The 26,964-nt window shown below is 63.8% G+C and carries 26 protein-coding genes and 1 tRNA gene; 14 read left to right on the forward strand and 13 right to left on the reverse strand.

What is annotated here, in order from left to right:
- Positions 1-30 precede the first annotated feature (30 nt).
- From BM244_RS17985 to BM244_RS18005, 4 genes are all read right to left on the reverse strand, one after another.
- The gene (locus BM244_RS17985; protein WP_093400282.1) at positions 31-1,413 is read right to left on the reverse strand and encodes an MFS transporter; all 1,383 of its coding nucleotides are present in this window, start codon (positions 1,411-1,413) and stop codon (positions 31-33) included.
- Positions 1,414-1,760: 347 nt separating this feature from the next.
- A complete protein-coding gene (locus BM244_RS17990; protein ID WP_093400283.1) occupies positions 1,761-2,975 on the reverse strand; it encodes a CmpA/NrtA family ABC transporter substrate-binding protein in 1,215 nt (404 codons plus the stop codon).
- Positions 2,975-3,553 (reverse strand): ANTAR domain-containing response regulator, encoded by a 579-nt coding sequence (locus BM244_RS17995; protein WP_093400284.1) that lies wholly within the window; start codon positions 3,551-3,553, stop codon positions 2,975-2,977. The genes BM244_RS17990 and BM244_RS17995 overlap by 1 nt, the downstream gene beginning before the upstream one ends.
- Before the next feature lie 915 nt (positions 3,554-4,468).
- Positions 4,469-4,666, reverse strand: coding sequence for a hypothetical protein (locus BM244_RS18005; RefSeq protein ID WP_093400286.1), 198 nt, complete (start codon positions 4,664-4,666; stop codon positions 4,469-4,471).
- Positions 4,667-4,905: 239 nt separating this feature from the next.
- Here BM244_RS18005 and BM244_RS18010 point away from each other — a divergent pair, with 239 nt between their 5' ends.
- The 5 genes from BM244_RS18010 (at position 4,906) to BM244_RS22755 (ending at position 11,362) form a co-directional block, all read left to right on the forward strand.
- A complete protein-coding gene (locus BM244_RS18010; protein ID WP_254784546.1) occupies positions 4,906-5,667 on the forward strand; it encodes an ImuA family protein in 762 nt (253 codons plus the stop codon).
- Positions 5,582-7,372 carry a Y-family DNA polymerase gene (locus BM244_RS18015; protein WP_368086089.1) on the forward strand — a complete coding sequence of 597 codons (1,791 nt, stop codon included), beginning with the start codon at positions 5,582-5,584 and terminating at the stop codon, positions 7,370-7,372. Before BM244_RS18010 ends, BM244_RS18015 begins: the two co-directional genes overlap by 86 nt.
- Positions 7,369-10,632: an error-prone DNA polymerase gene (locus BM244_RS18020; RefSeq protein WP_093400288.1), complete on the forward strand. Its 3,264-nt coding sequence runs from the start codon at positions 7,369-7,371 to the stop codon at positions 10,630-10,632. Before BM244_RS18015 ends, BM244_RS18020 begins: the two co-directional genes overlap by 4 nt.
- On the forward strand, positions 10,632-10,919 hold the full coding sequence (locus BM244_RS18025) for a hypothetical protein (RefSeq protein ID WP_056413837.1): 288 nt from the start codon (positions 10,632-10,634) through the stop codon (positions 10,917-10,919). The genes BM244_RS18020 and BM244_RS18025 overlap by 1 nt, the downstream gene beginning before the upstream one ends.
- 68 nt (positions 10,920-10,987) lie before the next feature.
- Positions 10,988-11,362, forward strand: coding sequence for a hypothetical protein (locus BM244_RS22755; protein WP_139226964.1), 375 nt, complete (start codon positions 10,988-10,990; stop codon positions 11,360-11,362).
- A gap of 33 nt (positions 11,363-11,395) precedes the next feature.
- Here the strand turns inward: BM244_RS22755 and BM244_RS18035 are convergent, their stop codons facing one another.
- Together BM244_RS18035 and BM244_RS18040 are read right to left on the reverse strand one after the other, a co-directional pair.
- The gene (locus BM244_RS18035) at positions 11,396-12,205 is read right to left on the reverse strand and encodes a SirB1 family protein (protein WP_093400290.1); all 810 of its coding nucleotides are present in this window, start codon (positions 12,203-12,205) and stop codon (positions 11,396-11,398) included.
- 157 nt (positions 12,206-12,362) lie between these two features.
- Complete coding sequence (locus BM244_RS18040) at positions 12,363-12,563, reverse strand: DUF3606 domain-containing protein (protein ID WP_093400291.1); 201 nt, start codon at positions 12,561-12,563, stop codon at positions 12,363-12,365.
- 306 nt (positions 12,564-12,869) lie between these two features.
- Between BM244_RS18040 and BM244_RS23210 the strand changes: the two genes are divergently transcribed.
- The 5 genes from BM244_RS23210 to BM244_RS18060 all read left to right on the forward strand — a co-directional run bounded on the left by BM244_RS23210 (position 12,870) and on the right by BM244_RS18060 (position 15,189).
- Positions 12,870-13,007 (forward strand): hypothetical protein, encoded by a 138-nt coding sequence (locus BM244_RS23210; RefSeq protein ID WP_175518280.1) that lies wholly within the window; start codon positions 12,870-12,872, stop codon positions 13,005-13,007.
- Positions 13,008-13,017: 10 nt separating this feature from the next.
- The gene (locus tag BM244_RS18045; protein ID WP_093400292.1) at positions 13,018-13,650 is read left to right on the forward strand and encodes an SOS response-associated peptidase family protein; all 633 of its coding nucleotides are present in this window, start codon (positions 13,018-13,020) and stop codon (positions 13,648-13,650) included.
- Between the two features lie 92 nt (positions 13,651-13,742).
- Positions 13,743-14,234 (forward strand): nucleoside deaminase, encoded by a 492-nt coding sequence (locus tag BM244_RS18050; protein ID WP_093400293.1) that lies wholly within the window; start codon positions 13,743-13,745, stop codon positions 14,232-14,234.
- 107 nt (positions 14,235-14,341) lie between these two features.
- Complete coding sequence (locus BM244_RS18055) at positions 14,342-14,857, forward strand: YciE/YciF ferroxidase family protein (RefSeq protein ID WP_093400407.1); 516 nt, start codon at positions 14,342-14,344, stop codon at positions 14,855-14,857.
- A gap of 65 nt (positions 14,858-14,922) precedes the next feature.
- Complete coding sequence (locus BM244_RS18060; protein WP_056056324.1) at positions 14,923-15,189, forward strand: hypothetical protein; 267 nt, start codon at positions 14,923-14,925, stop codon at positions 15,187-15,189.
- Positions 15,190-15,469: 280 nt separating this feature from the next.
- Here BM244_RS18060 and BM244_RS18065 read toward each other — a convergent pair whose 3' ends face one another.
- On the reverse strand, positions 15,470-15,730 hold the full coding sequence (locus BM244_RS18065; RefSeq protein WP_139226965.1) for a hypothetical protein: 261 nt from the start codon (positions 15,728-15,730) through the stop codon (positions 15,470-15,472).
- 520 nt (positions 15,731-16,250) lie between these two features.
- Positions 16,251-17,003, reverse strand: coding sequence for a GntR family transcriptional regulator (locus tag BM244_RS18075; RefSeq protein ID WP_093400296.1), 753 nt, complete (start codon positions 17,001-17,003; stop codon positions 16,251-16,253).
- 590 nt (positions 17,004-17,593) lie between these two features.
- On the opposite strand from BM244_RS18075, the gene BM244_RS18080 reads away from it, so the two are divergent.
- The 4 genes from BM244_RS18080 (at position 17,594) to BM244_RS18095 (ending at position 22,846) form a co-directional block, all read left to right on the forward strand.
- Positions 17,594-18,643, forward strand: coding sequence for an alpha/beta hydrolase (locus BM244_RS18080; RefSeq protein WP_175518282.1), 1,050 nt, complete (start codon positions 17,594-17,596; stop codon positions 18,641-18,643).
- 419 nt (positions 18,644-19,062) lie between these two features.
- Complete coding sequence (locus BM244_RS18085) at positions 19,063-20,760, forward strand: caspase family protein (RefSeq protein WP_175518283.1); 1,698 nt, start codon at positions 19,063-19,065, stop codon at positions 20,758-20,760.
- Positions 20,757-21,620, forward strand: coding sequence for a serine protease (locus BM244_RS18090; RefSeq protein ID WP_093400299.1), 864 nt, complete (start codon positions 20,757-20,759; stop codon positions 21,618-21,620). The genes BM244_RS18085 and BM244_RS18090 overlap by 4 nt, the downstream gene beginning before the upstream one ends.
- A gap of 17 nt (positions 21,621-21,637) precedes the next feature.
- The gene (locus BM244_RS18095) at positions 21,638-22,846 is read left to right on the forward strand and encodes a hypothetical protein (protein ID WP_139226966.1); all 1,209 of its coding nucleotides are present in this window, start codon (positions 21,638-21,640) and stop codon (positions 22,844-22,846) included.
- Positions 22,847-22,900: 54 nt separating this feature from the next.
- On the opposite strand, the gene BM244_RS18100 is transcribed toward BM244_RS18095, so the two are convergent.
- From BM244_RS18100 to recJ, 5 genes are all read right to left on the reverse strand, one after another.
- A complete protein-coding gene (locus BM244_RS18100) occupies positions 22,901-23,485 on the reverse strand; it encodes a serine hydrolase domain-containing protein (RefSeq protein WP_175518284.1) in 585 nt (194 codons plus the stop codon).
- A 43-nt stretch (positions 23,486-23,528) separates the two neighbouring features.
- Complete coding sequence (locus BM244_RS23630; protein WP_254784548.1) at positions 23,529-24,356, reverse strand: site-specific integrase; 828 nt, start codon at positions 24,354-24,356, stop codon at positions 23,529-23,531.
- Complete coding sequence (locus BM244_RS23635) at positions 24,353-24,973, reverse strand: DUF6538 domain-containing protein (RefSeq protein WP_254784550.1); 621 nt, start codon at positions 24,971-24,973, stop codon at positions 24,353-24,355. Before BM244_RS23635 ends, BM244_RS23630 begins: the two co-directional genes overlap by 4 nt.
- 79 nt (positions 24,974-25,052) lie before the next feature.
- Positions 25,053-25,127 (reverse strand) — tRNA-Glu (locus BM244_RS18110).
- Positions 25,128-25,174: 47 nt separating this feature from the next.
- Entirely contained in the window at positions 25,175-26,938 is a 1,764-nt protein-coding gene (recJ, locus tag BM244_RS18115; RefSeq protein ID WP_093400302.1) for a single-stranded-DNA-specific exonuclease RecJ, read from the reverse strand.
- Positions 26,939-26,964 lie beyond the last annotated feature (26 nt).

Here is a 26,964-nt window from a genome sequence, read left to right on the forward strand (position 1 = left end):
TCCAGTCAGGTTGGAGCCGGGGATGGGAGGTCACGCGGGGAGCGCGGCGTTGATGGAGCGGTCGCTGTTGCGTCGCGCGTCGAGCGCCGCTTCGAGCAGCGCGCGTTCGTCCGATTTGTGCGTGGCGGAGAAGCGGACGGCGAGCGCGCAGACCGCGGTGCCTGCGACGATATAGCCGAGCACGATGAGGCATTGCTGCGGGGTGGCCGACGCCTTGTTGAGGAACCCCGCCGCGACCGCGCCGATATTGCCGCCCGCGCCGATCAGCCCGGCGACACCGCCCAGCGCCTTGCGGTCGACGAACGGCACCAGCGCATAGGTCGCGCCGCACGCCATGTGCGTGAACAGCCCGAACATCGTCATCGCCAGGATCGCGAGCGTGACGCTGCCGGCATGACCGAACAGCACCAGCCCGACGCCTTCGCCGAGCATCAGCGCGAACAACAGCAGCGCGCGGCCGTCGAGGCCCTTCACGAGCGCGATCCGGTCGCTCGCGATCCCGCCGAGCGCACGGGCGAACAGCGCGAGGCCACCGAAGATCCCGGCGGCCAGCCCCGCATTGGTCAGCGAAAGCCCGAACCGGTCGACGTAATAGCTGGCGGCGATGTTATGGATGAAGATCTCGACGCCGAAGCACGCGCCGTACGTCGCGGCGAGCATCCAGGTCCGGTAATTGGCGGCGGCGCGGCGGAAGATCGCCATGCCGGTCGCCTTGCCGCCGTCGAGCTCGATGCCCGCTGCGCGGAGGTCGACGATGTCGCCCTGCGGCGTGTCCTGCGTGTAGCGTGCATAAACGAACGCCATCGCGAGCATCGCGACGCCCGGCACGAACATCGCCGCGCGCCAGCCGAACGCGTGCTCGACGCCTAGGCCGACCAGTGCTGCGACGACCAGCGGCATCAGGCTCTGCGCCGCGCCGCCGCCGGCATTGCCCCAGCCGCCGACGGTCGCGTTGGCTGTGCCGACGACGTTGGGCGCGAACATCACGCTCGTATGATATTGCGTGATGACGAACGACGCGCCGATCGCGCCGATCGCGAGGCGGAAGAACAGGAACGTCTCGTAGGTCTGCGCGAACGCCAGCCCGAACACCGGGATCGCCCCGATCAGCAGCAGCCACGTATAGGTGCGCCGGGGGCCGAAGCGGTCGCAGAGCGGCCCGACCACCAGCCGCACCAGGATCGTCACCGCAACCGCGGCGATGTTGATGTTGGCGATCTGATCCTTGCTCAAGCCAAACTCGGCCTTGATCAGCGGCATCAACGGCGCCGCGGCGAACCACGCGAAGAAGCACACGAAGAACGCGAGCCACGTGACGTGGAACGCACGCATCTGCGGCGTGGCGGCGCTGAACAGGTCGATCCTGGTGGCCTTGGGTGCGGCGGTGTCGATACCCGGTGATGCGAACAACATGGTCGGCCCTCCATCTGCGGCGGACAAAGAAAAAGCCGCCCCGACGGCGACCTTGCGGACGCATCGGAGCGGCTTCGTTGCCTATGGACGATCGGTAGATCATCCTACGCGGTCAGGTCCCGTCGTTGGAACCGGTCTCGCGATGATTTCGTGTCCGACTCCCTTGCCGGACGATGCGAAGATGACCGAAGTGGCCGTATCGCGCAAGCGTCATTTCGCATGTGCAGCAGATTGGCTTGGCGCCTGAATTATCGTCGGCTTCCCTACCTTGTTTCAACGCGACGGGGGGAAACAGACCGGGCTACCGTCTTCTCGGCAGAACGATGAGGAGCGGGCTGCGCTCGCCTTTACTTCAACCCCGCCAGATACCCCTTAATATCATCCGGATCGAACGCGCGCCGATCGAAGAATGCATCGCGCCCGAGGATCAACCGACCCTGCGTGGACCCCGCACCGATGCTGTCCGCGCCGATCGCTCCCTCCAATTTCGAGCTAGCATTGGGAAGCGGCGCGCCCGTGCCCGCTAGCGCGGCGCGATAAATGTCCGGACGGAACACGCCTTGCGCGATGTCCGCCTCCGCGGCCGAGAACGGTATGCCGTCCCACCGCACCATTTGCGAATACAGCCATGCCGCCTGACTGCGCCACGGGAAGTTCGCCGCCTCCCGGTACTGGAACATGAAGTCCGGCACGTGGATCGGCACCGCATCCTTCATCAGTCGCACCCGGTCGCCGATCGCCCGCGCCACCGCATCGACCGGTGCATCGAGATACTCCGGGCGAGACAGGATCATCGCATTCGCCTCAAGCGTATCCGGATTGACGAACTGCGCAGCCGCAGCATGCAGCGCGCGGATCAGCCGGTGGACGACGTCGCCGCGCCCGACCAACGTTGCCTCGCGCATCGCCAGCACCTTCTCGACGCCACGCTGCCAGACCTGCGCTGTGACCAGAGCGATCCGGCCTACTCCGCGATCGACTGCGACGCCGTTCCAGGGCTCGCCGACGCAGATTCCGTCGACCTCGCCCACCGCCAGTGCATCGGCAGCGAAGGTCGGACTGGTCGTGACGATCTCGACGTCGGTATCAGGCCGAATACCGACTGCAGCGAGCCAATAGCGCAGCATGTAATTATGGCTCGAATAGCGATGCACCACGCCGAACCGCAGCCGCCGCCCGGCCGCGGCAAGCTCGGTCGCGACCGCCTTCAGCCGCGCGCCGAGTACGACCGGATCACCGAGCGCATCCCCGTCCATCACCTGTGCGGCGAGCGGCAGCGAAAGCGTGATCGCATTGCCGTTCAGCCCCAGCACGAACGGCACCGCCATCGGCACCGCTGGCCGCCCACGCCCCAGCGCCGTCGCAATCGCCAGCGGAGCGACCATGTGCGCGGCGTCGGTAAGACCGTACAGCAACCGATCACGCACCGTTGCCCAGGTCATGTCGCGGACCAGTTCGATCTCCAGCCCCTCCGCCTCGGCGAACCCGCGTTCGCGCGCGAGGATCGGCAGCGCGGCATCGACCAGCGGCAGGAAGCCGATGCGGACCCGGTCGAGCGCCATCAAAAATCTCCCATAAGTGCGTCGCTGGTGATGATCGCGTCGGCGATCTCGGCGATCCGGCGGTTGGATCGCATCGCCTGCGCGCGAAGAAGGCCGTAGGCGGTCGGCTCGTCAATCCCGCGGCGCTTCATCAGGATCGCCTTGGCTTTGTCGACGGTGGTGCGATCTGCAAGCGCGCTGCGCGCTTCGTGCAACTCCGCCTGTAAGCGCGCGAACGCCTGAAACCGCCGGATCGCAAGGTCGATGACCGGCTTGATCCGCTGCTTGGCGAGCCCGTCGACAATGTAGGCGGACACGCCCGCATCGACCGCGGCGTTCGTGGACTCCGCATCGCTCTGGTCGACAAACATCGCGATCGGCCGCGCCAGTGCGCGCGAAACCGCGAAGAACTCCTCGAGCACGTCGCGGCTGGGATTCTCCAGGTTGATCAGCACCACCTCGGGCGCGGCCTTCTCGAGCGCTGCGACCATCCCCAACGTCCCGTCGATCACGACGATATCATCAAGCCCCGCCTCGCGCAGGCCGTCCGAAATGATCGCCGCACGCGTCGTGCTCGTGTCGATAATCGCGATCCGCATCGAATTGTCTTACGCGGCACCGGTCCTCATGGCGAGGGCACAGCGATTTCCGGTGATCGCTCTCCAAAGCAGACGGACCGCTTTCTTCCCAAAGCAGCCATGCCGCTTCTGCCCACACCCGGACGCTCCGGTTAGTAATTCGGAGTCCCGGTAGTAGCCATTCGTTCAGTGCGATCATGGGGCACTTCCCAGACATGAGTTACAATCGGGGCGCCCGGGATTGGTATAGCTGTCCAGTTACGGCCAATGGCGAGCACGGTAAAATGGATCGCAAAAGCGATTACGCTGATATAATCTGACATTGGAGGTAAATGCAGAAATGGAAAGTAGCCGTCAGCTGGAGAGCATTGCCCTCGCAATTGCTCCAATGCTAGCTGCTTCTGTATCCGAAGTATGGATCGTGGCAGAAGTTCACGACGACTGGATACAGAGGCGCTACGATGTCGTGTGCAACGGTAAGCTTGTTGAGGGGGTGGAAGGTGAGAGAACCATGAACCGATCCATCAATGATGCTCTATCCGCCTTAAGGCGTGACATGCTTAAAGAGAGTCAGGAAGATTGGCATCATTGCACCTATGTTTTGAGGTCTGTCGGAACCTTCAAAATGGAGTTCGATCGTAGTAGACCGCCGAGCGCGTGAATGTAACGATAGATACTCCTGTAAAAGGAGGCAGCGCCACAGAATGTCGGCTATCGCCAGCACCTTCCCGAAAGCCGCCGTTCCGCTTTCATTCCCCATCCCGGTCATTCTTGAGAATTCGATCTGTCTTGCGAACGCTCGTATTGGCCAAACCACATCGAGGATTGCTGTACAGTAGGTCGATCGGGATTTTGGCTAGTAGCAGAATATACTTACCGGTACCGATGAGGCCAAGCGTGGACGCCTGATCCATCCAACGGGCACCCGCGAGACCGTCACAGACTGATATCCCGCCGCTCCATTTCGACAAACGCGAAATGCCCAATTGGCGAGCGGGGTTCGGCCTTGAAAATGTCAGCTAGGTCGAGCAGATCCTCGTTCGATAGGTTCGTGATCGCGGCTTCGACCTCGGCAAGGCGCTGCATAGCGCGATCGCCGCGAACGGCGAGCCGCTTCATTCTTGTCTTGAGCATGCGGACCGATACCATATTTGCCGTCGGGGTGGCAGGGGGGAGCGGTCTGTCGGTTCTTACCATTCCACTCAGGGACGTCCGCCGTCCCCTGCACCTTCGGTTGTCGGGTCTCACAATGGGTACCATACGGCCAGAATAAGTTGTTCGCCGACACCTTATCCACATGAGTCTTGAGTCTGACGCTTGACCAAACGGTTCTGGTAACGGAACATAAAGGGAACAGGTAGAGTCTAGACACCATGATCACCGCCCTCGAGTCCCTGTCGACCACCATCGCCCACCTGCGGACAATCGCAACGCCGGTGGTGGATCACCGCATCATGCCGTTCGGTATCCCTGCGCTCGACGATCGCCTCGCAAGCAGGGGCCTTCGCGCTGGAGCACTGCACGAGGTCGCCGCACAAAGCTGTTCGATGGTCGACGATGCCGCAGCAACGCTGTTCCTCGCAGGCATCGCCGCGCGAGAAGCGGCGCATGCAGGCGGACCGGTGCTATGGGTGAGCTGTCGCAACGATCTCTATGCGCCGGGCTTGGAGCAGGCGGGGCTATCATCTGCCGACTTGATTCACGCACAACCCCGTGACGATGCAGCCTTGCTGGCCGTCGTCGAAGACGCGGTGCGCGACGGAACGCCGTCCGCGGTGATCGCCGAGGTTAGCCGGATGCCGATGGTGGCGACCCGGCGCCTGCAACTGGTCGCGGCCGACGCCGACATTCCCGTTCTCATCCTGCGACGCAGACGTAACCGCGACCAGGATCCTCTCGCCGAACCGTCTGCGGCCTGGACGCGCTGGCGGATCGCCAGTGCGTCGTCCGAGCGCCTGGGCGTCGCCGGCGTCGGCCGATCGCGGTGGCAGGTCGAGGTCGCACGGCAGCGTGGCGGCGAAGCATTTTCGATGATTTTGGAGGGCTGCGATGAGACGGGTTGTCTCGCTGTTCCTGCCGCACTTGGCTATCGAGCGGCTGAGACGGCTGGACCGGCACGCTACGCGGTCGCCTGAGCGGCCAGCCCTTCAGCTTCCCGTCGACGACGATCCCGGTGCGTGTTCGGTACCGCGGGGCGGCGGATGGCGGCCGGGTGCGCGGTGGGCTCGTGCCGACATGCCAACCAGGCAGGATGTGGAAGGTGAGATCGCAGCGCTGCCCGCGCATGCGAAACCACCCATGCGTGAACTTGGCCGGCGATCGGAAGCGGCGAACCATCCGTTTCACGGACCAGAGCAAGCCGACAGTCACGACAGGGTCGCGGCGACCGTTGCCGTGTTTCACAGGGCGCCGCTCGCGCTGGTGGGCAAGGTCGGCCGGCGCGAAGAGGTGGTTGCCGCCTGCGATGGCGCTGCCGCGTTAGGGATCACGATCGGGATGGCCGCGACCCATGCGCGCGCGCTGGTGTCCGATCTCGACATCCGACCGTCCGAGACGGAGGCGGATGCCGCGATGCTGGATCAGCTCGCGCTACGCGCGGTGCGCCGCTGGTCGCCGATCGCAGCCGCCACACCGCCCGACGGGCTGTGGCTCGACCTGACCGGCTGCGCGCATCTCCATGGCGGCGAAGAACGGTTCTGCCGGCGTCTGCGCGCGTTTTGCCAGCGTGCCGGGTTCACCGCCCGCGTGGCGGTTGCAGACACACCGGGTGCGGCACACGCTATTGCCCGGTTCGGGCCTGCCGACATCGCGATCGTGCCCACAGGGCGGACGGTCGAAGCGCTCAGCGGCCTACCGGTCGCGGCCTTGCGCCTAGCAGGCACGGCGCTTGTCGCCGCCCGCAAGTTCGGCTTCGAACGCGTCGCCGATCTTCTACCGGTCGCGCGCGGGCCTTTGGCACGCCGGCTCGGGCTGGCCGCCATCACGCGGCTCGATCAGGCACTCGGCGCGGTCGCCGAACCCATCACGCCGCGCACCGACGAGGTCATGCCGGTCGTCGAACGTCGGCTGCTCGAACCGATCGTCACCGCAGACGCGATTGCGCAGGTCATGGAGGATCTGCTCGGCGACATGGCCGAGCTACTGCGCGCAAAGGGGCTCGGCGTCCGGTCGCTGCGGCTGGGTGGCTTACGCGTCGATGGCACCGAGCAGGTCGTGGCCGTCGGCACCTCACGCCCGACGCGCGAGGTGTCGCACTTGCTGCGGCTCATGAAGCTCAGGATCGAACGGATCGATCCAGGCTTGGGCCTCGAGCAATTTTATCTGGCGGCGCCGCACACCGAGCCACTCGACGCGGTCGACCTCGGGGCGGTTCTCGCCGGTGAGGTACTCGTGCGTGATCCAGCCCGTCTCGTTGACGTCGTTGCCGGCCGCATCGGCGCTGACGCCGTATTCCGGATTGCCCCTGTTGAAAGCCACGTGCCCGAGCGCGCCGTCATGCGCGCCGACCCGGTGGTGGCGCCCGCGGGCTGGCCGAAATGGCGCCGACCGACGCGCCTGCTGGCCAGACCCGAACCGCTATGGGGCGTCATAGCGCTGATGCCCGATCAGCCGCCCCGGCGGTTCGAGTGGCGCGGTCGGCCGCACAAGGTGGTTGCCGGCGACGGCCCCGAGCGGATCCACGGTGAGTGGTGGCGTCGCGACGCGGAAGTATGGGCGGTGCGCGATTATTACCGCGTCGAAGATGACGCGGGCGGTCGCTACTGGGTGTTCCGGCGTGGCGACGGGTTCGTCGAGGACACCGGCGATCTAAGCTGGTGGATGCACGGCGTGTTCGCATGACCGACTATGTCGAGCTCCAGGTCCTTACGCACTTCTCGCTGCTGCGCGGCGCCTCGAGCCCCGAGGAGCTGTTCGCGGCAGCGGCGCTGCTCGGCTATCCCTCGATCGGGGTCAGCGACATCGGCACGGTCGCGGGTGTGGTGCGCGCATGGGAAGCGCAGAAGGCGACGGGCGTCCGCTCGATCGCCGGAACGCGCGTCAATCTATCCTGTGGCCGGCAGTTGCTGCTCTACCCGACCAACCGCCCCGCCTGGTCGCGCCTGACGCGTCTGCTGACGGTGGGCAAGAAGCGGGCGGGGAAGGGTGGCTGTCTTCTCCACTGGCATGACCTCGAGCCCTGGTCGGACGGCATGATCGCCATCCTGCTGCCGGTTGAGCCGGACGAGGAGAATCTGGCAGCGCTCGCCGACCTGAAAACGGTCTATGGCCGTCGCGGGTATATGGCGCTGTTCCAGCGGCGCCGGCCGGACGATGCCGTGCGGATCGACGCGTTGGCGCGGCAGGCGGGCGGCGCCGGCGTTCGCGCGGTGGTGACGGGTGATGTCCTCTACCACGCGCCGGAGGCCCGGCTTCTCCAGGACGTGGTGACGGCCGTACGCGAGAAATGCACCGTCGACGAACTCGGCTACCGGCGCGAGGTCAACGCCGATCGGGCACTCAAATCCTCCGACGAAATGGTCCGGCGGTTCAAGGCGTATCCCGATGCGCTGCGCGCCAGCGTCGACATTGCCCGTCTGTGCACCTTCGATCTGGGTGAACTGGCCTATCAGTATCCGCATGAGCGGCTGATCGACGGGCTGACCGCGCAAGAGGCCTTGCAGAAGCTGGCGGAAGACGCCGTCGACGTGATGTTCAACGGCGCGGTGCCGGCTGCCTATACCGAGCAGATTGCCCACGAGATGCGGCTGATCGGCGAGCTCGGCTATGCGCCGTATTTCCTGACCGTCTACGCGATCGTCCGCGAAGCCCGCCGGCGTGGCATCCTTTGTCAGGGCCGCGGCTCGGCCGCGAATTCCTGCGTCTGCTTCGTGCTCGGCGTCACCTCGATCGACCCGATCAAGCACGAGCTGCTGTTCGAACGGTTTGTCTCGGGCGAGCGCCGCGAGCCCCCCGATATCGACGTCGACTTCGAGCATGAGCGACGCGAAGAGATCATCCAGTGGATCTATGAGACCTACGGCCGCAACCATTCGGCATTGACTGCAGTCGTCACTCGCTACCGGGCGCGCGGCGCGGTGCGCGACGTCGGCAAGGCGCTCGGCCTGCCGGAGGACCTGACCTCGTCACTGGCCGGCCAGGTGTGGGGCTGGTCGGCCGAAGGCGTCGGCGAAAAGCAGGTCAACGAGCTGAACCTCGACATCGGCGATCGTCGCCTGCGCCTGACGCTCGAGCTGGCCCGCAAGCTGATCGGCGTACCGCGCCATATGAGCCAGCATCCGGGTGGCTTCGTCCTCACCCATGACCGTCTCGACGATCTGGTCCCGATCGAACCTGCTGCGATGGAAGATCGGCAGATCATCGAATGGGACAAGGACGACATCGATGCGCTGAAGTTCATGAAGGTCGACGTGCTGGGTCTCGGCATGCTCGGGTGCATGAACCGCGCGTTCAACATGCTCGAGGCGGACAAGGGGCTGCGGGTCGGTTTGGCCGATCTGCAGGACGACGACCCGGACGTCTATGCGATGATCTCGAAGGCCGACACGCTCGGCACCTTCCAGATCGAAAGCCGCGCGCAGATGTCGATGCTCCCGCGGATGAAGCCGCGACGTTTCTACGACCTTGTCATCCAGGTCGCGATCGTACGACCGGGACCGATCCAGGGCGACATGGTCCACCCGTATCTGCGCCGGCGCGAAGGTCTGGAGAAACCGGAATACCCGCGCCCTGAGTTGCGCGCGGTGCTCGAGAAGACGCTCGGCGTGCCGCTGTTCCAGGAACAGGCAATGAAGGTCGCGATCGTCGGTGCCGGGTTCACGCCGGCAGAAGCCGATCAGCTGCGCCGCGCCATGGCGACGTTCAAGTTCACGGGCGGCGTGTCGCACTTCAGCGAAAAGCTGATCGGGGGCATGGTCGAGCGCGGCTATCCGCGCGAATTTGCCGAACGCACCTTCCGCCAGCTCGAGGGGTTCGGGTCTTACGGCTTCCCCGAGAGCCACGCGGCCTCGTTCGCCAAGATCTCCTACGCATCGTCGTGGATGAAGCATCATCACCCGGACGTGTTCTGCGCGGCACTGATGAATGCGCAGCCGATGGGCTTCTACGCACCCGCGCAGATTGTCCGCGATGCGCGCGAACACGGCGTCGTGGTTCGCCCCCCGTGCGTCAACGCAAGCCGCTGGGACTGCACGCTGGAGCCGTATGGCGGGCGTTACCTCGCCGTACGGCTGGGGCTCCGGCAGATCCGCGGCCTGTCCAACGCGGATGGCGCCAAGATCGTCGGCGCGCGCGTGCTGACCGCGTTCGAGAGCGTCGAAGACGTATGGCGGCGATCGGGCGTGCAGCGCGCGGCGATCGAGAAGCTCGCGGACGGCGATGCCTTCCATAGCTTTGGTGCCGATCGTCGGCAGGGCTTGTGGAAGGTGAGGGGGCTCGGCGAAGCGCCGCTGCCGCTGTTCGCCGCGGCCGACCGCGCGGACCAGGTTGTCAGCGCGGAAGGGATTGAGCCTGATGTCGAACTGCGGCCACTGACCGACGGTCGTGAGGTGATCGAGGACTACCGCGCGCTGCAACTCTCGCTGCGCGCGCATCCGCTGACCTTCGTCCGCGATGAGCTGGCCAGGCGTGGCGTGACCAAATGCGCGGACCTCGCGACTATCCGCGACGGACGGCATGTCGAAGTCGCCGGCATCATCCTCGTTCGCCAGAAGCCGGGGTCTGCCAAAGGCGTGCTGTTCATCACGATCGAAGACGAGACCGGCATCGCCAACGGCATCCTGTGGCCCGATCGGTTCGAGCGCCAGCGCCGCACCGTCATGTCCGCGTCGATGATCGGCATGAAGGGCAGGGTGCAGAAGGAGGGCGAGGTCATCCACGTCATCTGCGACCGGATCATCGACTACGGCGATCTGCTGCACCGGGTCGGCGAGATGTCGTTCCCGCACCGGACCGGCCGCGGTGACGGCGCGAAGCATGCCGGCTCCCCCGACCGCGGGGACAAGGGCTGGAGCCCGAACCCGCGCAATTCCTACTGGCCACCCCATGCGGACGGCATGGATCCGGAAGCTGTCGTGAAGTTCAAATCTCACGACTTCCATTGATGGCCAAGCTCGTCCGTCATCAACGCGTTGTCATCGCGCTATCGGTGCATATCTTGCGGGGCGGCGTTGCGCGCTGCTCGGACGCTCGCGTCGATGTCGTCGAGATCCGGTTGGCGCTGCGCTGTCTACTCCCGCACTGCCCGGAACGCTGGCCGCTCGAACTTTACTGGGATGCCGCCCGACAGGAAAACGAGATCGGCAGGGCGCAGGGCGTGACCGCGGCGTTCAACGGGATTGTCCGGCAACTGCGGCGCGCTGGCTGTTATGAAGAGGTAACCGAACCGTGAGTATGCGACTACCGCGAGCAGCCGTTGCCCGCGTTCCCGAAGGCACGCGGATCGTCAGCGTCGAGCGCATGTCGCGGGCCTTCACCAAATACCATCTGGATGACGGACGCGCACTGCACCGGTTCAAGATGGAAGAGCCGCATGCGACCCCGCATGATCACCCCTGGAGCTTCGACACCGAGATCCTTGATGGCGGCTATGTCGAAGAGGTGTTTCACCTGGATCCAAACGGCGGTTGGCACAGCGAACTGGTTCACCGACTCCCTGGCGAAACCTACCATGTCGACGCTGCGCACATTCACCGCATCGTGGAGCTGCCGACGGGTGAGTGCTGGACGCTCGTCCGCGCAGGTCCCCCCACACGCGAGACCCGGTTCTGGCGTTTCGGAGACGCGGTTCAGTCCCGGACCTGGCATGAGCGCCGATGGACGCGCTTAGGATAAGGCATCACGACAAGGGTCGATCCACCGCAATATTCATGACGGCGTTGGCCGGGGAAGGGCATCGAGCGCTGCCGATACCTGCAGGCGCAGATCGTCGTCCCGGGTGATCTCCAGCATCGCACTGAGGCTGCTGCGGGCGCCGGCCACATCACCTGCGACCAGCTGCAGTCTGGCGCGCTCCCACCAACCATGGGCGTGCGTGGGTGCCACGATGGTCATGCGGTCGTACAGGACCAGCGCGCGCGCGGGATCCCCGGCCTGCTCGGCACGGGTCGCTTGGTTGAGCAGCAGTCGGACGAGCGCCGATCGGTTCGACAGGGGAAGCATCCCGTCGGAGAACCGCGCTTGGCCCGTCATTTGCTCCAACAAGGCTTCCACCTGTGCAGGGGCGACGATGCGACCATCGTTGAAGGGGTCGATGATCAGCGCATCCGATGCGTCACCAAGGCGGACCAGGACGTGGCCGGGGGTATTTAGCGGCATCGCCGACCAACCAAGGCGGCGTGCCATCGCCACATAGATGATCGACAGACTGATCGGCAGCCCGAGCCGACGATCAACGACAGCGATCAGGTCCGCATTCTGGGGATCGTCGTAGTGCGTGCGGTCGCCGGAGAACCCGAACTCTTCAACCATCACGCTGCTCAGAGCCTGGGCCTGAGCGACGCTGTTCGCTGCGTCGCCGTCAGCGGCGCGCAGGGCTATTTCTATGTCGGTGAGCTCGTCAATATATTCATCGAGATCGATACCAGGATGATCGAGCGCTGCGAGTTCTAGCGCGGCTAGATCAAGCTCGATCTCCCCGTCTTCCATCAGCCCGATATGAAGAATGCTATTGGTCATGAGCGGTTAGATGGGAGGCTGCTTCGATCGTTTCTATGGCATGTCGGGAGACGGGGCGCCTGATCCGTAACCGGTTTACGATACGGGAGCCCCGTTGTGCGCCACAGGCAGTTCCGCCCCGTCTCCTGCCAAAGGGAACCGGCGCCCCCGGTAGCATTCAAGCTTTACCGCGCCCACCGTTGAGCTCGCCCGCGGCAGCATCGAGCTTCTCACGATCGTTGCCAATGTCGGCGATCAGATCGCGCGCCTGCTGCGCGGTCAACCCGTGCTTCTCAGCAAAATACTGGACCTCATACGTCTCGCTACCCGAGACACGGCTACGATCACGCTCGTCGGTTTTGCTTTTGTCATCGGCCATTATGGTTCTCCGTCCAATTGGACATGAACGCACCGCCTCGTGACCGTGTCCGTTTCAATGGCATGATGTCGATTAAGGTGTGCCACGTGGCACACTTCCCGAAATTGCCGACATTTGAGCGCGCACGAGCCTTGCGTCCCTCCAGACGCTTGCCCGCGATGATAATCCGTTCGACGCCATCTGTGCGGCGGGGCCGCGCTGAAGATCGCCCCTAGGGCGATAGCGACGTCCCGCGGGGGCGCTCTGTCGCAGGACTATGCAACCCGCCGCATTGCCGGTTGGCTCATGCTCGGGCATCGTAGCACGATGAGTGAGCCAAACAGTGATTTCGAACAGGCGGCACAGATCGTCGAGGCGTTCTCCGAAAGCGAGACCGACGAACGCATTCTTGACCTGCTGGCCCGGACCACAGCCGCGATCCGTGATCAGGCAATAGACAACTAAGGCAGCGACCATGTGCAATCGCGCTCGCATGCTCGGTGAACCCGAAACCCATTGGGAGTCTGCCGCAAAGATCTTTAGCGAGCGGCCGCGCGACAACCGGTTCGACCCGCGCGAGCTTCGCCCCAAGAGCCGAAACTATGTGGTGCGGGAACAGGGCGGCGAGCGTGCCTGGGATGTGATGTCGTGGGATGTGCTGGGCGGCAAGGCACCATGGCCGATGACCAACGTCCGTAACTTGGCCCTCCCACAATGGCGTAAATTGGCGGAGAAGCCGGAAAACCGGTGCCTCGTGCCGTTGACCGAATTCTGCGAGTTCACGCCCGACAAGCATGACCTGGGCGACGGCAAACCGCCGCTCAAAGGCGAAATATGGTTCAGCGTTGTCGATCAGCCGGTGTTCGCAGTCGCCGGGTTTTGGCAGCATACCGCGGAAGGGAACGGGTTCACGATGGTCACGTGCGATCCCAACACGCTGGTGGCGCCGATCCACCCGAAAGCCATGATCACGATCCTGGACCCTGCAGACATCGATACGTGGTTGCGCGGCTCCTATGACGATATCGCTGGGCTGCAGAAACCCTACGATCCTGCCAAAATGACTGTCCGGGGCCCTGTCTTCCCGACCCGCAGCAAGGAGCGGTAGCGGCTGGCTAATCTTCGCATTCGAAGATGACCGCACCGAACGATCCATTGTGTCCGCTACGCGTTGTGCGGCCGTAGCAGGGAGCCAAGACGATGACGCAGGATGACGAACGCTGGATGCGCGAAGCGATCGCGATCGCACGATCGAAGGGATCCGATCCTTCGACCTCGCCGCTGGGATGCGTGATCGTGCTCGATGGCAAAATTATCGCGGGCGAGCGCAACCAGACGAAGGAGTTACCGGACGCGACCGCGCATGCCGAGATGATGGCAATCCGACGGGCCTGTGAAAGCACCGGAGAACTGGAACTGCGCGGTGCGACGCTCTACTCCACGCTGCAGCCTTGCGGCATGTGCACGATGGCGTCGATCTGGTCGAAGGTCGGTCGCGTCGTTTACGGGGCGGGCCGCGATGATGTTCATGAGATGTATTTCGAAGCGCAGCACGTCGACACGCTGGCGTTCATCGGCGACGCCTACCGCGATGACATCGTCATCGAGGGAGGGTGCCTTCGCGACGATTGCGCCAAGCTTTATTATGGTCCCGGCGCAGAGCTGCCGGTCGACGAGCAGGCAAATCTATAGCCCGCTGAGGCCGCGCTGATCCGAGCGAAACTTACCCCGGAGCCGGCGCGTTGCGACGGTGCCGGAGCAGTTTGCTTCGCGGCTATCCGCTCAGCAAGGACACTATCATGGGCCTGTTTTCCAAAGACATCGTGACGTTCGACGACCTGTTCCTGCACCAGTTGCAGGACGTATATTACGCGGAAAACCAGATCACCAAGGCGCTGCCGAAGATGGCCGACAAGGCAACGGCGCCAGCCCTGAAGCAGGGTTTCGAAACCCATCTGAGTGAAACGCAAGGACAGATCACGCGCCTCGAGAGCATCTTCGACCTACTCGGCGAGAAGGCAAAGGCAGTGACCTGCCCGGCGATCGACGGCATCATCAAGGAAGCCAACGAAGTCGCCGGCGAGATCGAGGACAAGGCAGTGCTCGATGCCGCGCTGATCGCGTCGGCACAGGCCGTCGAGCATTACGAGATCGCCCGGTACGGCACATTGATCGCCTGGGCGAACCAGCTCGGTCGCGCCGATATCGCGGCAATCCTAAAAGAAACGCTCGACGAAGAATATGCGACCGACGACAAGCTGACGGCGATGGCAACGTCGAGCGTGAACGCCAAGGCGGAAGCGGTCACCGCATAAGCAGTACGATGTCGGGGGGCCGATGCCCCCCGACCTTTTCATAACTTCCATGAAAGGCACATTCGATGGCCGATGATATCGCGTTCACGCTTCCCGAAGCCTTGCGTGCGCAAAAGCATATGCGCGATGCGCTAGGCCTGGGCGAGGAGCGGTTCCCAGTGCCTGCCTTTATCAACATGGTAAGCGACGAGATCGAGCAGCTGCGCGACGCCGGCAGGACGGATGGCGAAATCGCCGCGCTCGTCGAAGAATCGAGCGGTCATGCGCTCACCGAAGCGGATATCGCGCGCTACTATACACCAGCGGAAGACCGGCATTCGAACGAGCACTGAAACCGCCCTACCAAGTCAGCGGTTGCGCATCTTGTAAGGGGCCGTGGACACGGTTTTCCAAGCCGCAGTCACCGATTCAGGCGGGCTGATCACCACCGGATATGATGCTATCCGCAATAAGCTGGGCTGGGCTTCCCCCGGTGCGGTAGTGCCAAGCGCACTGTAGCCTCGTTTTCGCGCCGCCGCGAGTATCCACCCGCACCTTACTCCGACATCGTCGAACGGGACTGCGATGTCCGTCATGGCCGCAGGCGGTGATAAACCAGAATTCAATACCGTTTCAATCGGACATCACTTGGGGCCAGTGTTCTTCTATACGAGCTTTCATCTTCAGAGCCGACGGCAAGCCCAGAGTAAGGCTGGGTCTGTTCGGAGCCTGTTCCGCCAGCTCTTCGAATATTGAGATCGCTTCCAATATCTGCGTATGCGCACGGCGAGGATCCGTCTGCAGTTCCATCATGGCGAGGTCGGCGCGCCCCGTCGCGAGGCCGCTCAAGGCTTCCAGAGAGCTCCGGTCGCCATCGTAGATCTCGACGCGCATCTTGAACGCTCTGACGATGTTCGCCGAAGCTCGGGTGCGAGCGTCACGATGCGAACAGGAGCGATGTCCTTCCACCCTGCAAGCAGCTCGATCCGAGGTGGGATCGCGAACGGTGGCTGGCCGCCCAGTCTGGCCGGGTTGATGAAGGGACCTTCCAGATGGACTCCCAGCACCTCCGCGGCTCCGGGAACCGGCGCGTCCATGTACTCCCTCGCACCCGAGAGCGCGTGGTCGATGTCCGCCAACGGGGCGGTTACCGTCGTCGCGCAGAGCGCTACCGTCCCGTTGCTCGCATGGTATTCGCACATGGTGGCGAGCTCGGACGCACCGCCCATGACATCCGCTCCCCCGCCCCCATGCACGTGAAGATCGATGAAGCCGGGAATGATGTAGGGAGGTTCGGGGTCGCCGACGATATCGATACCGACGACCCTCGATATGATGCCGTCCCGGTACTCGACGCGTCCTCGAACCCAGCTGCCGGAGCAGTAGACGCTGCCGCTGACGGAATGACCCGCACTCACCGCCGGACTTCCGTAACCCAGGTGTATCGATCGTTGCGGAAGTATGATGTGGTGAACTCGACCACGGCGTTGTCCGCACCGAACCCCTTGCGGGTGATCCTTAGCATCGGCGCGGCAAGAGGGACGCCGAGCGCTCGAGCGGCATCGGCATCGGCAGCTACGGCGCCGATCTCCTGCAGCAGGCGGACCGGCCTCGTGCCGTGCCCCTCCATCGTCACGTAGAGGGACGTGGTTGCGTCGTAGCTGGTTGGCAGCGCCCACGCGGGTATAAGCGCCAGTTCCAGTGCGACCGGCTCGCCATCCGCCAATCGGACCCGAGCCAAATCTATCAGTTCGTCAGTCGGTCCGATGCCGAGGTTGATCGACTCGGTCGGCGTCGGAAACCGAACCTCGGCACGGAGGACCCTAGTGGTCACGGTGAAGCCGCGTCGAGCCATCTCCTCCGAAAATCCGAAACTCGAGTTCGTGGACTTTCGGTGATCGGAGGGAACGACCGTACCATGGCCATGCCGTGTGACGAGGAATCCGTCGCCCTCCAGCGTGCTGATCGCGCGTCGCAGGACGTTTCGAGAGACGCCCAACTCCGCAGACAGTTCACGCTCGCTCGGTATCAGGTCGCCCGGCGACAAGATCCTCCGTTCAATCGCGATATGGAAACCGGTGACTAGAAAGTCATGGATATTTCTTCGGCTCTGCTCGGATAATCCGGCGCTGAGATGAGCGACGAGTGAGACGGACATAGAAGGCATACCTATAGGTACCACAGAGGAACCAATTGTTCAACTGGATTACTCCTGGTGCCTAATCGATCCGCGGTTTTGATATGCCATGCGTGACCGACTTGAGTTGACGCACAGGCCGCCTGGGATGGTGCGCGATTTCTTGCGCGAGGGGGATACCCTCGTTGCCGCGGGGGGCGACTAGACGGCTCGACCAATGGAGGATTTGCAGGTTATCGGCCATGAACCGATGAGAAGCAGTTTCACGCTCGAGGAAACTCGGCATCCGATCACCGCGGCGGGTAGGGCGTTTTCTCGGCATCATTGACGTATTTGACGGATCAGAGGCGAGCATACGACTTGAACGTCGAATGGGAGGCATTCAGCCGGCGATGGAGGGGAGGGTGCGCGCGGGCGGTGAGGTTCGTTTCGATCCACATCCGTCGAACAGTTTGATCACCGATGGGATGACGCGCGCTCTTCCCGGCGAAGGCCAGGTTTCTTGTGCCGAACCGTGTCCCGGTACGTACCAAACCGCCCGAGGAGGCGTCAGCCCGGCAACGATAAGCCAGGCTTGGCTCTGCAATTCGAACATTAGGGACGTCATGCGGAAAAGGAGGATGATTCGCAGTTTGGCCAGATGGGCTTTGATCGGTGCCGTTGCGCTTTTGGCTGTACTGGCAGTCTTCGGGGTCTACCTGGCAAAGAGTCAGGACGGTCCGATCCGCCTCGTTCAGACGGTGGCCTACTGGAACCGGAAGAGCGGCCCGAATACGTTCATACCGCGACAACGACCTGCCGACAGAAACCGCCCCGATGGCGTGCGCCTCAGAAGCGACGTGGGGTATGGTCACCGCTATCCAAACAGCTTCTTCGACATCTGGTCCCTACCGACCGGAAATGGATCCCGACGTCCCACGATCGTCAACATCCACGGTGGGGGGTGGTTCATCGGAAGCAAGGATGGCGGGGACCCACTGGCGGGTGCCGATGGCATCGGTGGCGCGCAGCGGCCAACCCTACTTCTGCTGAAGGCGGGGTTCAACGTCGTGAATCTCGATTACGCACTCGCTCCAGCCTATCGGTATCCCGTCGCACTTCGCCAGTTGAATCAAGCCCTTGGGTTCCTTCGCGAGCATGCCGAGGAATACGAGCTCGACATGGGGAACGTCATTATAATGGGGACCAGCGCCGGCGCGCAGATGTCAGCACAGTACGGACTGATCCTGGCGGACCGGGAGTATGCTTCCAGGATCGGTATTCGACCTACCATCCAAAGAGCCGACGTGAAGGGTCTGATCCTGTTTTCTCCCCCGTTGCGGGTCAGCGATCTCAATTGGGGGACCGACAGAATATTCAGAGCCTACCTAGGCACGAAGGACGTGGCGCAGGATGAGCGGGCGAGGGAACTCGACGTCATTCGGGGTGTGAGTTCAAGCTACCCGCCGACCTACATAACCGATGGTAATCAGGCCGATACGTTTCCTCGAGACGCTCAGGCCATGGCTCGGGCGCTCGAAAGACATCGAGTCGATCACGTGTTCAACTACTATCCGCAGGGAATGGCGAAGCTGGGTCATAACTACACGGGATTGTTGAACAATCCGTTTGGTTACGACAATTTCAAGAAGACAATCGAGTTCGCGCGGAGAAGAGCCGGATTGCGATAGGGCGGGAAGCGTAAGGCGTTGCGGATAATAGAACGCGTGAAAGTCTGACGTCGTCGACGCGGTGTCGACGACTCGGGTCGGTGCCTTTGCCTCAGCAACCGTTTCACTCGCCGGTTTGGCAAGTTCCGAATAGGTAATATAGTCGACGCTCGGGGTCACGCAAAGGGTCACCGTGATCGGAACCTTGATGTCTCCGCACCGCTGGGTGTGGACTTTGTTGTAATAAAATGATCATCGACTCAAGGCCGTAGCCATGAAAAGAAGGGATAACACTAAAACAATATCCGGGGGCGGTTATGCAACGGTGGACTTTGCCTGCGGCTTGCTTGGTGACCCTCGTAGCCGTTCCACTCGCAGCGCAATTGCCGACGCCGCCGGGGTGGTCGCTGAAGGTGGAGCGCCCAGCACGAAGAGCGCTGGTGATCGGCATAGCCAGCTACGACAATGCTCGCCAACTCACCACGCCCCGCATGGACGCCGAACAGTTCGAGCAGACGCTCAAGGCCCTCCATTTCGACAGCATCGACCGCGCGCCGGTCGACGGTCGTTCGGAACGGTCGGTTCTTCTCGCCAAAATCGCGGCCTTTAGGGCCAAGCTCGCGCCGGGCGATCTCGCTGTAGTCTACTACAGCGGTCATGGCGTGCAGGTGGATGGCATAAACTATCTGGTTGGTTCGGACGGCGCTGCGAACCCCGAGTATCCGGGCCTTGACTGGATAAGCGTTGACTACGTCATCGGTGAGATCGCGAAGGCCCAGGCGGCGGTCGCCGTCGTCGTGCTCGATGCCTGTCGGGCCGATCCTTTCACGGGTACGTCCAACGACGATCGAGATGTATTCGACGCGACCAACGCCGGGGTTCTCGCTACCGGTGGCGTGCAGGGACTTGCACCGGCTGGCGGACCGATTGGCCCGTTCGTGATAGCGTTCGCGGCGCAGCCCAAGATGGTCGCCTACAGTCGGACTTCTTCCGATCCCCCCTCGACGAGCAGCATATACACCAGGCATCTCGCTTCGAGGCTGGTGCGCAACGCGCCGTTGGCGCGGGCTCTCGCTGGTGTTGATACCGACGTCGTCGCCGCCACCGGCGGTCGTCAGACACCGATGAGTAGCCTGTCCCGGGTATGGGATCTGCCGATGGATGGGTTGAAGCCGGAAAGTGTCACGACCGAAGAGGAGTGGGCATCCGTCGTGAGCACGATCCCGATCGGGCAACTGGTCGCCCAGCTCACGGACTTCGTGTCGTTCCACCCCATTTCCACGCATGCCGCAGCCGCTCGTGCTAAGCTTGCTGAGATTGGATCTGAGGGATCGCCTGTGCCGCAGCCGCAGCCTGTGCCGCAGCCGCAGCCGCAGCCCGTGCCGCAGCCTGTGCCGCAGCCGCAGCCTGTGCCGCAGCCGCAGCCTGTGCCGCAGCCGCAGCCTGTGCCGCAGCCTGTGCCGCAGCCGCAGCCTGTGCCGCAGCCGCAGCCGCAGCCCGTGCCGCAGCCGCAGCCTGTGTCGCAACCGCAACCGCTGCCTCAGCCTCAGCCTCAGACTATTCCACAGCCGCAGCCGGAGCCGCCGTTGGAGAACATCGCCATCCTACTTGGGGCGTTGCAGTCCACCCGAATGGTGGATGGGAAGGTGACAGCTGTGACCAACTCCCCTGTATCGGTCCGTCAACGTCGCAAGGGGGGCGCGAACTTCGGTATCCTCTCGGCCGGGTCGCGAGTGCAATTGCTGGAATCCAAGGGCCATTTCGCTCGTATCCTGGCGCCAGATGGGCGTTTCGGATGGATCGACGGAGTCAGCACCGTCAATCGCGAGCAGATCAAGCTCGACGTACGCCTGGGTTTCGCGACGGGGGACGAGTACGCCGACGCGAATGACTGGACGCCGCTCGGGGATGCTGCCCGCAAGCTTTCCGCGCCCTCTACGGCCGTCACGATCAGAACTGGAAGCGGCAGCGTTACCGATATTGGGCAAGCCAAGTTGGTCGGTCGTGTTCGTGCTCTTCGGATAAGGGATTACGTGCTCCGCCTCGGCGTGCCTCCGGAACGCGTCGTCGTGCTCGAGAACGATCCTGGGGTCGAGGCCGACGAAGCGCGCATATCCGTCCTGAAGGTGCCCTCGTGAAGCCCTGGTTGCCCTTGGCGATGCTCCCCGCAGCCCTTCTTCTGGCCGGAAGCCAGGAGCCGGGCACCGTTTCGGGGCCGATAGAGAACGCGAGGACCTTCGCCGCGACGGGAAAGTGGCTTGTCGAACCAAAGGTCGTCGATGGTTACTTCGCCCAGGCCGGGGACAACCCGTGGCAGGTGGCCCTGGTATTGCCCGGAAACGACGCTTCCTCGCGTATCCTGTTCTGTGGCGGCAGCCTGGTCGCGCCCAGGACGGTCCTTACGGCGGCGCACTGTGTAGATAGGGGGACGCCGGCCACCGCTCTGGATGTCGTCGTAGGCGCTACGAATCTTGCACTGGACGGCAAGCGCTTGAAGGTTGCGCTCATCCATCTGCATCCCGACTACGTCTCCGCGACCCAAGGCTCCGACGTCGCGATCCTCGAACTCGGCGACGATGCAACACCGCTCGGGAAGGTCATCCCTTTGATCGCTGCCGGCGATCTCACGGCCGACGCGCCCGGTACGAACGTCAAAGTCACCGGGTGGGGCGCGACGTCCTCGGGTTCAGGCCCGGTTCGAGATCTTCGAGCCGTTGATCTGCGGATCATGTCGAACAAGCAGTGCAACGATCCAGTCGCATACGGTGGTGCAATCGGGGCGAGCATGGTCTGCGCCGCCTACAAACGCACCGGGAAGGATTCCTGCCAGGGGGACAGCGGCGGGCCGCTTACTGGTGTGGTTCGCGGCTCCCGTGCGCAGATTGGCGTGGTTAGTTGGGGCGAAGGGTGCGCGTTACCGGACAAGTTCGGCGTGTACGCTCGGTTGACCGCCCTTCCATGGGCGCAACGTTGCGTTGCCGACCGAACGCTTTGCTGATGATGAGGGGGGAGTCGATGGGCAGGAACACCAATAAAGCCATCTGCGTGATTGCGGTTGCCGCTGTCATGTTTCCGAACGCAGCGTCGGCGAAGGACGCGAGGCCGGGAGACTACGAAGCGACTGTTGTGTCCGTCGGCAAATGTGCCTTCACGGAGAACGACGGTGCTTCGGATGAAGGTCAGAAGCGCATTCTCGGAGCAATCGCTGCCGCCGCGATATCGCAGGGAGTAAATCTCATCGGCAAGGCGCTCGGCGAGGCGGCGAAGGCTAAAACCTGGACGGTGACCGCGGCGCGTAACATCGAGCCATCGGAAACGACCTTCCCGCAGTGCATACAGGTCGTCCGCGGACGGATGTGGGCGGAGGCACCGGCGACGGAAAGAACATCGTCTTGGACTGACGGCCTTGAGGTATCCCGCAACGCGCTGGTTGCGAACGGCACCTATCCGGCAGCCACGCCTGACTTCTTCTTCGAAGGCGAGATCATCGGTTCGAAGGATAAGACCTCGCTGGCCGTCCGGCCGACGGTATCCTACCTTGGGATCCCGATAGGGGAGCGTGCGCTTCGACCCGGGAAGGCGCGTAGCATCGCTCTTTTCGTTGCGATCACTGCTCCCGGCTCGCAACCGTCGCTGGATACGGCACCCGCAGCTAGCCTGAATCTGGGGCGCCACGAGCCCGGGGTCATCGTCCGCTACCCGAGCAGGACATCGACGAACTCCAGTCCGCGAGAGTCCGCTTGGTTTACCCTCGCCAAGACGCAGGCTGCCAAGCCGTTAACGGTCAGCGTTCTGACGACAGAGACGCAAAGCGAGTCGGGCTTCCTGTCGTTCATCGCCACGGTACTGAGCGACGAGAAGGTCAAGACGGAGGTGACGACCCAGCTTCAGCAGGCACTCATTCCCGCCACGGCAGCGTCTGCGGCGGCGGCAGACGACGTCAAGCTGGCAGGTTTGAGAACGGCTGCGGAGACTGCTTTCGCTACCGCGCTCGCGAAGGTTCAAAGCTGCATGGCTGGCCCGGCGTTGATCACACAGGCCGGAGCCGATGCGAAGGGAGCATTGCGGACTTACGTCGCCGCGGATCAGGCGCTTGCCGTGGGAGACAAGGCGAGATCCGGCGCTCTGAACCTGGATTTGGTCGAGCGCATCGATCTGACCCGTCCCGCAACGATCGCTGGCTCGTGCAGGGCAATCAACGATCAGTATCTGGTCAAGCCCTGAGCGGCGATAGCGGACGACGGCTCGGATTGTTGCCGTCCGCGTGCACGCATTGCGTCAGGCCACGATTGCCTTGCGGATGGCCTTGGTGAAATCGCTCTTGGGTGACGGTGGCGCCGGGTCCATCTGGATCAGCATTACCGCGGCGATATCAAGCTTGGGATCTGCCCACGTCTCCGTGCCGTAGGCGCCACCCCACCCGAACGCACCCACGGCTCTGCCCGCACCGCGGCTTTCGTCCTCGACGATGCTGACGCCGAGACCGAAGCCGTTTCCTCGAGTGACGAAGGGGATCCAGTCCGCGAAAAGGCTCCCGACATGGTTTTGCGACATCAGTGCGACCGTCGCTGGTTTGAGAAGCCGGCGTCCATTGAAACTGCCTGAGTTGAGCAGCATGACTTCGAAGTTCAGCATGTCGTGGGCGCAGCTGGTCAAACCTCCCGCGCCCGAGAAGTATTTGAACGGTCCCTCGCCGAAAAGCCAAGGACGCGGCTCGAACGTGCCGTCCTTCGCGGCGTAGATCTTGACGAGACGGCCGACCTCGGACGCTGGCACGTTGAAGTAGGTGCTCTTCATGTCGAGCGGACTGAATACCCTCTCCTGTAGGAACCGGTCGGCCGGAGTCCGAGAAACCAACTCCACCAGGTAGACGATCCTGATTAACCGGATCGCGTGGCCAAGCCACTCAATGTCCGGGGTCGCGGGATCGTCCGAGCGAAGATGCGCTTTCGTTCTGTCTCTTGGACTTGAAGGCGTCCGCTGCCTTCAAGAGTGTCTTCCACCTCACCTTCTTGATGCCGATTGCGATCCGTGCCCAGTCGATGCACGAGAAGTCGATCTGGTGAAGTTCCCGGTGGATCGTCCTGATCCGTGGCTCCGACCCGTAGCGGCTACCCGTGCTCACGGGTGCGTGACCGCAGATTTGATCCAGGGTGCGATCGGTTAGACGCGCATCGTTGCCCTTGGCCTTGAACGCGTGGCGGAGGGAGTGGAAGACCAGGCGTCGGTCGTCGGAAACGTGACGATCGATGATGCGGTTTATCTTCTGGCTGGCCTCCTTCGTGCGCTTGCCCACGCTGTTCTCCCTCAGGTCGGGAAAGAGCTGCGTATGGCCGAGCTCGGTGAGCGCATCCACGTAGTCGGAGAACCCCAGTTCGACGAGCTTGTCGTGCACCGGAACGAGCCTGATCGAGTCGTCCGTCTTGACGCTCTTGTCCTCGCCGTCCTCGTCCTCGACATATTCATCGATGTCGAGATACACGATGTCCCCATCGGAGCAGACGTCCGTGAGAGCGACCTGTCCGACCTCTTCCAGCCGCGCACCGGTCGTTATCGAAAGCAGGAAGAGCCAGAAGACGGTGACGTCGCTGATATGCGATCTGGTTTCCCAGTTCGCGGGATCAACGAAAAGCGGGCTCGCGCACAGGGTCGCGAGCTCGTGGTCCTCGAAGCTGCGGCGCGTTCGTCGTTTCTTGGTGTAGCCGACGATCTTGATGCCGCTTCCGATGTTCACGGGAGTCCAGCGTTGATGGAATGCGTAGGTGAGTAGCGCCTGGAGAGCGCCCACGCGCTTCTTGAGCGTAGGAGGCGCGCACTTGGGGACGGCGTTCTTGTGCTTCGCGACGCGGGCGGTGAAGGGCAGGGCGCGATCCGCTCTCGGCATCGATGCGGGAACCCTTCGAAGCGGTTCTTGTCCTTGCAGACAAGGTCCCAGACGGTGTTGGACGGTGGACCCATGATGGCGGGCGGATAGACGTCGTCCACGCCGATCGACTTCCGCGAGCCCGCCGCGGCGTCCAGTTCCATGAAGGTCATGATTAGCCGCTGCTGACCGGACAGCCCGGTGCCAGTAGCGGGCTCCTCGCACCAGCGCCTCACCACGGCGCCGGGGGTTGGGACCAACGTTCCTTCCGCGAACCGGCGGCGCGCTTCGGCGAGCTTCGTCTCGAATTCGGCGTTCTCGCGCGCGAAGCCGATCTTGGCCTCGGCGGGGTCCTTGGTCCGGAGCGATACCTTGACGACGGCCTTGCCGTCGAAGGCCGGCCGAAGCGCTTCCGGGACCGCCCGTCTGAAGTATAGTTGCCCGGTCCGGGGATCGGCGAAAGGGGACGCCATGTTGGTCTTCTTCACGTTCTTCTGTACCCATGTTCTGTACACATGACGGGTAAAAGAGACGTAAATCCGCGCATTTCCGAGGTTTACTCGAGAATGGTGACCCCTACGGGAATCGAACCCGTGCTTCAGCCGTGAAAGGGCCGCGTCCTAACCGCTAGACGAAGGGGCCTGCGTGGTTGGAGGCGCCTAAAAGGAAGCCGCTTTGGCGTCAACCCCTCAATCGGCCCAGGCGGCGTCTTCGACGTGTAATTCCGCGGATGGTCGCGAGGACCAGTCGTCGATCTTGGCTCGGCCGGCGAGCCAGAGTTTGCGGTGGGGGGCGGCGCCTAGCAGCGCTTGACCGAGCGCGCTTTCGGCCGAGCGGAAGGCCATCGCCTTGATGCTGCGGCCGTCGTCGCCGGCGACGATCGTGCGGACGTGGCCGTTGCCGACGACGTCCGCCCTGATCACGCGGACCGGGCCCATCGCGACGCGGGGGGCGGGCCAGCCCATGCCGTAGGGGCCGCCGGCTTCCATCGATTCGACGAGGCCGGGGTTGACGCCGCCTGCCGCGAGGACGGCATCGAGCAGGAGCGCGCGGTCGCCGTTCGAGCGTTCGACGGCGGCGGCGAGGCGCTCCTCGAGGAAGTCGGTGAAGGCGGGGATCGCGGCCTCGCTGATCGTCAGGCCGGCCGCCATCGCGTGGCCTCCGCCTGCCACGAGCAGGCCGTGTTCGCGCGCGGCCATCACAGCCGCACCGAGGTCGACGCCGGGGATCGAGCGGCCCGAGCCCTTGCCGATACCGTTCTCGTCGATCGCGATGACGATCGCGGGGCGGCCGAGCTTCTCCTTGAGGCGGCCGGCGACGATGCCGATCACGCCGGGGTGCCAGCCGTGGCCGGCGACCACTGCGACTGCGCGGTCGCGGCTGGACAGCAGGTCGGCGGCTTCCTGCACGGCGGTCTCGATCGCGCGGCGTTCTTCGTTGAGGCGGTCGAGCTCAGTGGCGATCTGGCGCGCTTCATCTGGGTCCTGCGTGGTCAGCAGGCGGACGCCGAGGTCTGCGCGACCGACGCGGCCACCGGCATTGATGCGCGGGCCCAGCGCAAAGCCGAGGTCGGTGCAGGTCGGGTTGCGGGTCAAACGCGAGGCTTCGATCAGCGCGGCGACGCCGATGTTCTTGCGCAAACCCATGACCTTGAGGCCCTGCGACACGAACGCGCGGTTGAGGCCGCGGAGTTGGGCGACGTCGGCGACGGTGCCTAGCGCGACGATGTCGAGCAGGTCGATCAGCTTCGGTTCTGCACGGTCCTGGAAGAAGCCGCGGACGCGGAGCGTGCGGACAAGCGCGGCGGCGGCGAGGAAGCACATGCCGACCGCGGCGAGATGGCCATGCGCCGCGCCTTCCGTCTCGTCGAGGCGATTGGGGTTCACCAGCGCGAGCGCGTGCGGGAGCGCGGTCGAGCATTTGTGGTGGTCGATGACGATCACGTCGACTGCCGCGTCGCGGGCGGCGTCGAGCGCGTCGAACGCCTGTGCGCCGCAATCGACCGTGACGATCAGCGTGGCGCCTTCGCCGGCGAGGCGGACGAGCGCTTCGCCCGATGGGCCATAGCCTTCGAGCAGGCGGTCGGGGATGTAGGGGCGGGCTTCGATGCCGAGATCGCGAAGGACGAGGACCATCAACGCGGCGGAGGTGGCGCCGTCGACGTCGTAATCGCCGAAGATCGCGACCTGTTCGCCGGCTTGCACAGCATCGGCGAGGCGTTCGGCGGCGCGGTCCATGTCGCGGAAGATCGACGGGTCGGGCATGAATGCGCGGATCGACGGCGTACGGTGCGCGTCGAGCGCATCGCGGGGGCAGCCTCGCGCGAGCAGGAGCTGGGTGACGAGGTCGTCGCCCGAACCGTTGATCCCGAAACCGTCCCGGCCGTCGGCAGCTAGGGCTCGCCAACGCCAGGGTTGGCCGAGGATGGAAGAGGTTACGCCGAGAACTGTCATGCCTTGGACGTAGTGGCTCTGGGGGG

Origin of the sequence: Sphingomonas sp. OK281 (genome assembly GCF_900115295.1) — a bacterium.
In the GTDB taxonomy this organism is placed as follows: domain Bacteria; phylum Pseudomonadota; class Alphaproteobacteria; order Sphingomonadales; family Sphingomonadaceae; genus Sphingomonas.

Coding starts and splice junctions, on each gene's coding strand:
- BM244_RS18010 (WP_254784546.1), top strand. CDS start 4,906: ATGATCACCGCCCTCGAGTCCCTGTCGACCACCATCGCCCACCTGCGG.
- BM244_RS18055 (WP_093400407.1), top strand. CDS start 14,342: ATGGGCCTGTTTTCCAAAGACATCGTGACGTTCGACGACCTGTTCCTG.
- BM244_RS22755 (WP_139226964.1), top strand. CDS start 10,988: ATGTCGCGGGCCTTCACCAAATACCATCTGGATGACGGACGCGCACTG.
- BM244_RS18095 (WP_139226966.1), top strand. CDS start 21,638: ATGGGCAGGAACACCAATAAAGCCATCTGCGTGATTGCGGTTGCCGCT.
- BM244_RS18020 (WP_093400288.1), top strand. CDS start 7,369: ATGACCGACTATGTCGAGCTCCAGGTCCTTACGCACTTCTCGCTGCTG.
- BM244_RS18005 (WP_093400286.1), bottom strand. CDS start 4,666: ATGCTCAAGACAAGAATGAAGCGGCTCGCCGTTCGCGGCGATCGCGCT.
- BM244_RS17990 (WP_093400283.1), bottom strand. CDS start 2,975: ATGGCGCTCGACCGGGTCCGCATCGGCTTCCTGCCGCTGGTCGATGCC.
- BM244_RS18040 (WP_093400291.1), bottom strand. CDS start 12,563: ATGGCCGATGACAAAAGCAAAACCGACGAGCGTGATCGTAGCCGTGTC.
- BM244_RS18075 (WP_093400296.1), bottom strand. CDS start 17,003: ATGCCTTCTATGTCCGTCTCACTCGTCGCTCATCTCAGCGCCGGATTA.
- BM244_RS18065 (WP_139226965.1), bottom strand. CDS start 15,730: ATGCGCGTCGAGATCTACGATGGCGACCGGAGCTCTCTGGAAGCCTTG.
- BM244_RS23210 (WP_175518280.1), top strand. CDS start 12,870: ATGAGTGAGCCAAACAGTGATTTCGAACAGGCGGCACAGATCGTCGAG.
- BM244_RS18035 (WP_093400290.1), bottom strand. CDS start 12,205: ATGACCAATAGCATTCTTCATATCGGGCTGATGGAAGACGGGGAGATC.
- recJ (WP_093400302.1), bottom strand. CDS start 26,938: ATGACAGTTCTCGGCGTAACCTCTTCCATCCTCGGCCAACCCTGGCGT.
- BM244_RS18050 (WP_093400293.1), top strand. CDS start 13,743: ATGACGCAGGATGACGAACGCTGGATGCGCGAAGCGATCGCGATCGCA.
- BM244_RS17985 (WP_093400282.1), bottom strand. CDS start 1,413: ATGTTGTTCGCATCACCGGGTATCGACACCGCCGCACCCAAGGCCACC.
- BM244_RS18080 (WP_175518282.1), top strand. CDS start 17,594: ATGATTCGCAGTTTGGCCAGATGGGCTTTGATCGGTGCCGTTGCGCTT.
- BM244_RS18015 (WP_368086089.1), top strand. CDS start 5,582: ATGAGACGGGTTGTCTCGCTGTTCCTGCCGCACTTGGCTATCGAGCGG.
- BM244_RS18045 (WP_093400292.1), top strand. CDS start 13,018: ATGTGCAATCGCGCTCGCATGCTCGGTGAACCCGAAACCCATTGGGAG.
- BM244_RS17995 (WP_093400284.1), bottom strand. CDS start 3,553: ATGCGGATCGCGATTATCGACACGAGCACGACGCGTGCGGCGATCATT.
- BM244_RS18025 (WP_056413837.1), top strand. CDS start 10,632: ATGGCCAAGCTCGTCCGTCATCAACGCGTTGTCATCGCGCTATCGGTG.
- BM244_RS18060 (WP_056056324.1), top strand. CDS start 14,923: ATGGCCGATGATATCGCGTTCACGCTTCCCGAAGCCTTGCGTGCGCAA.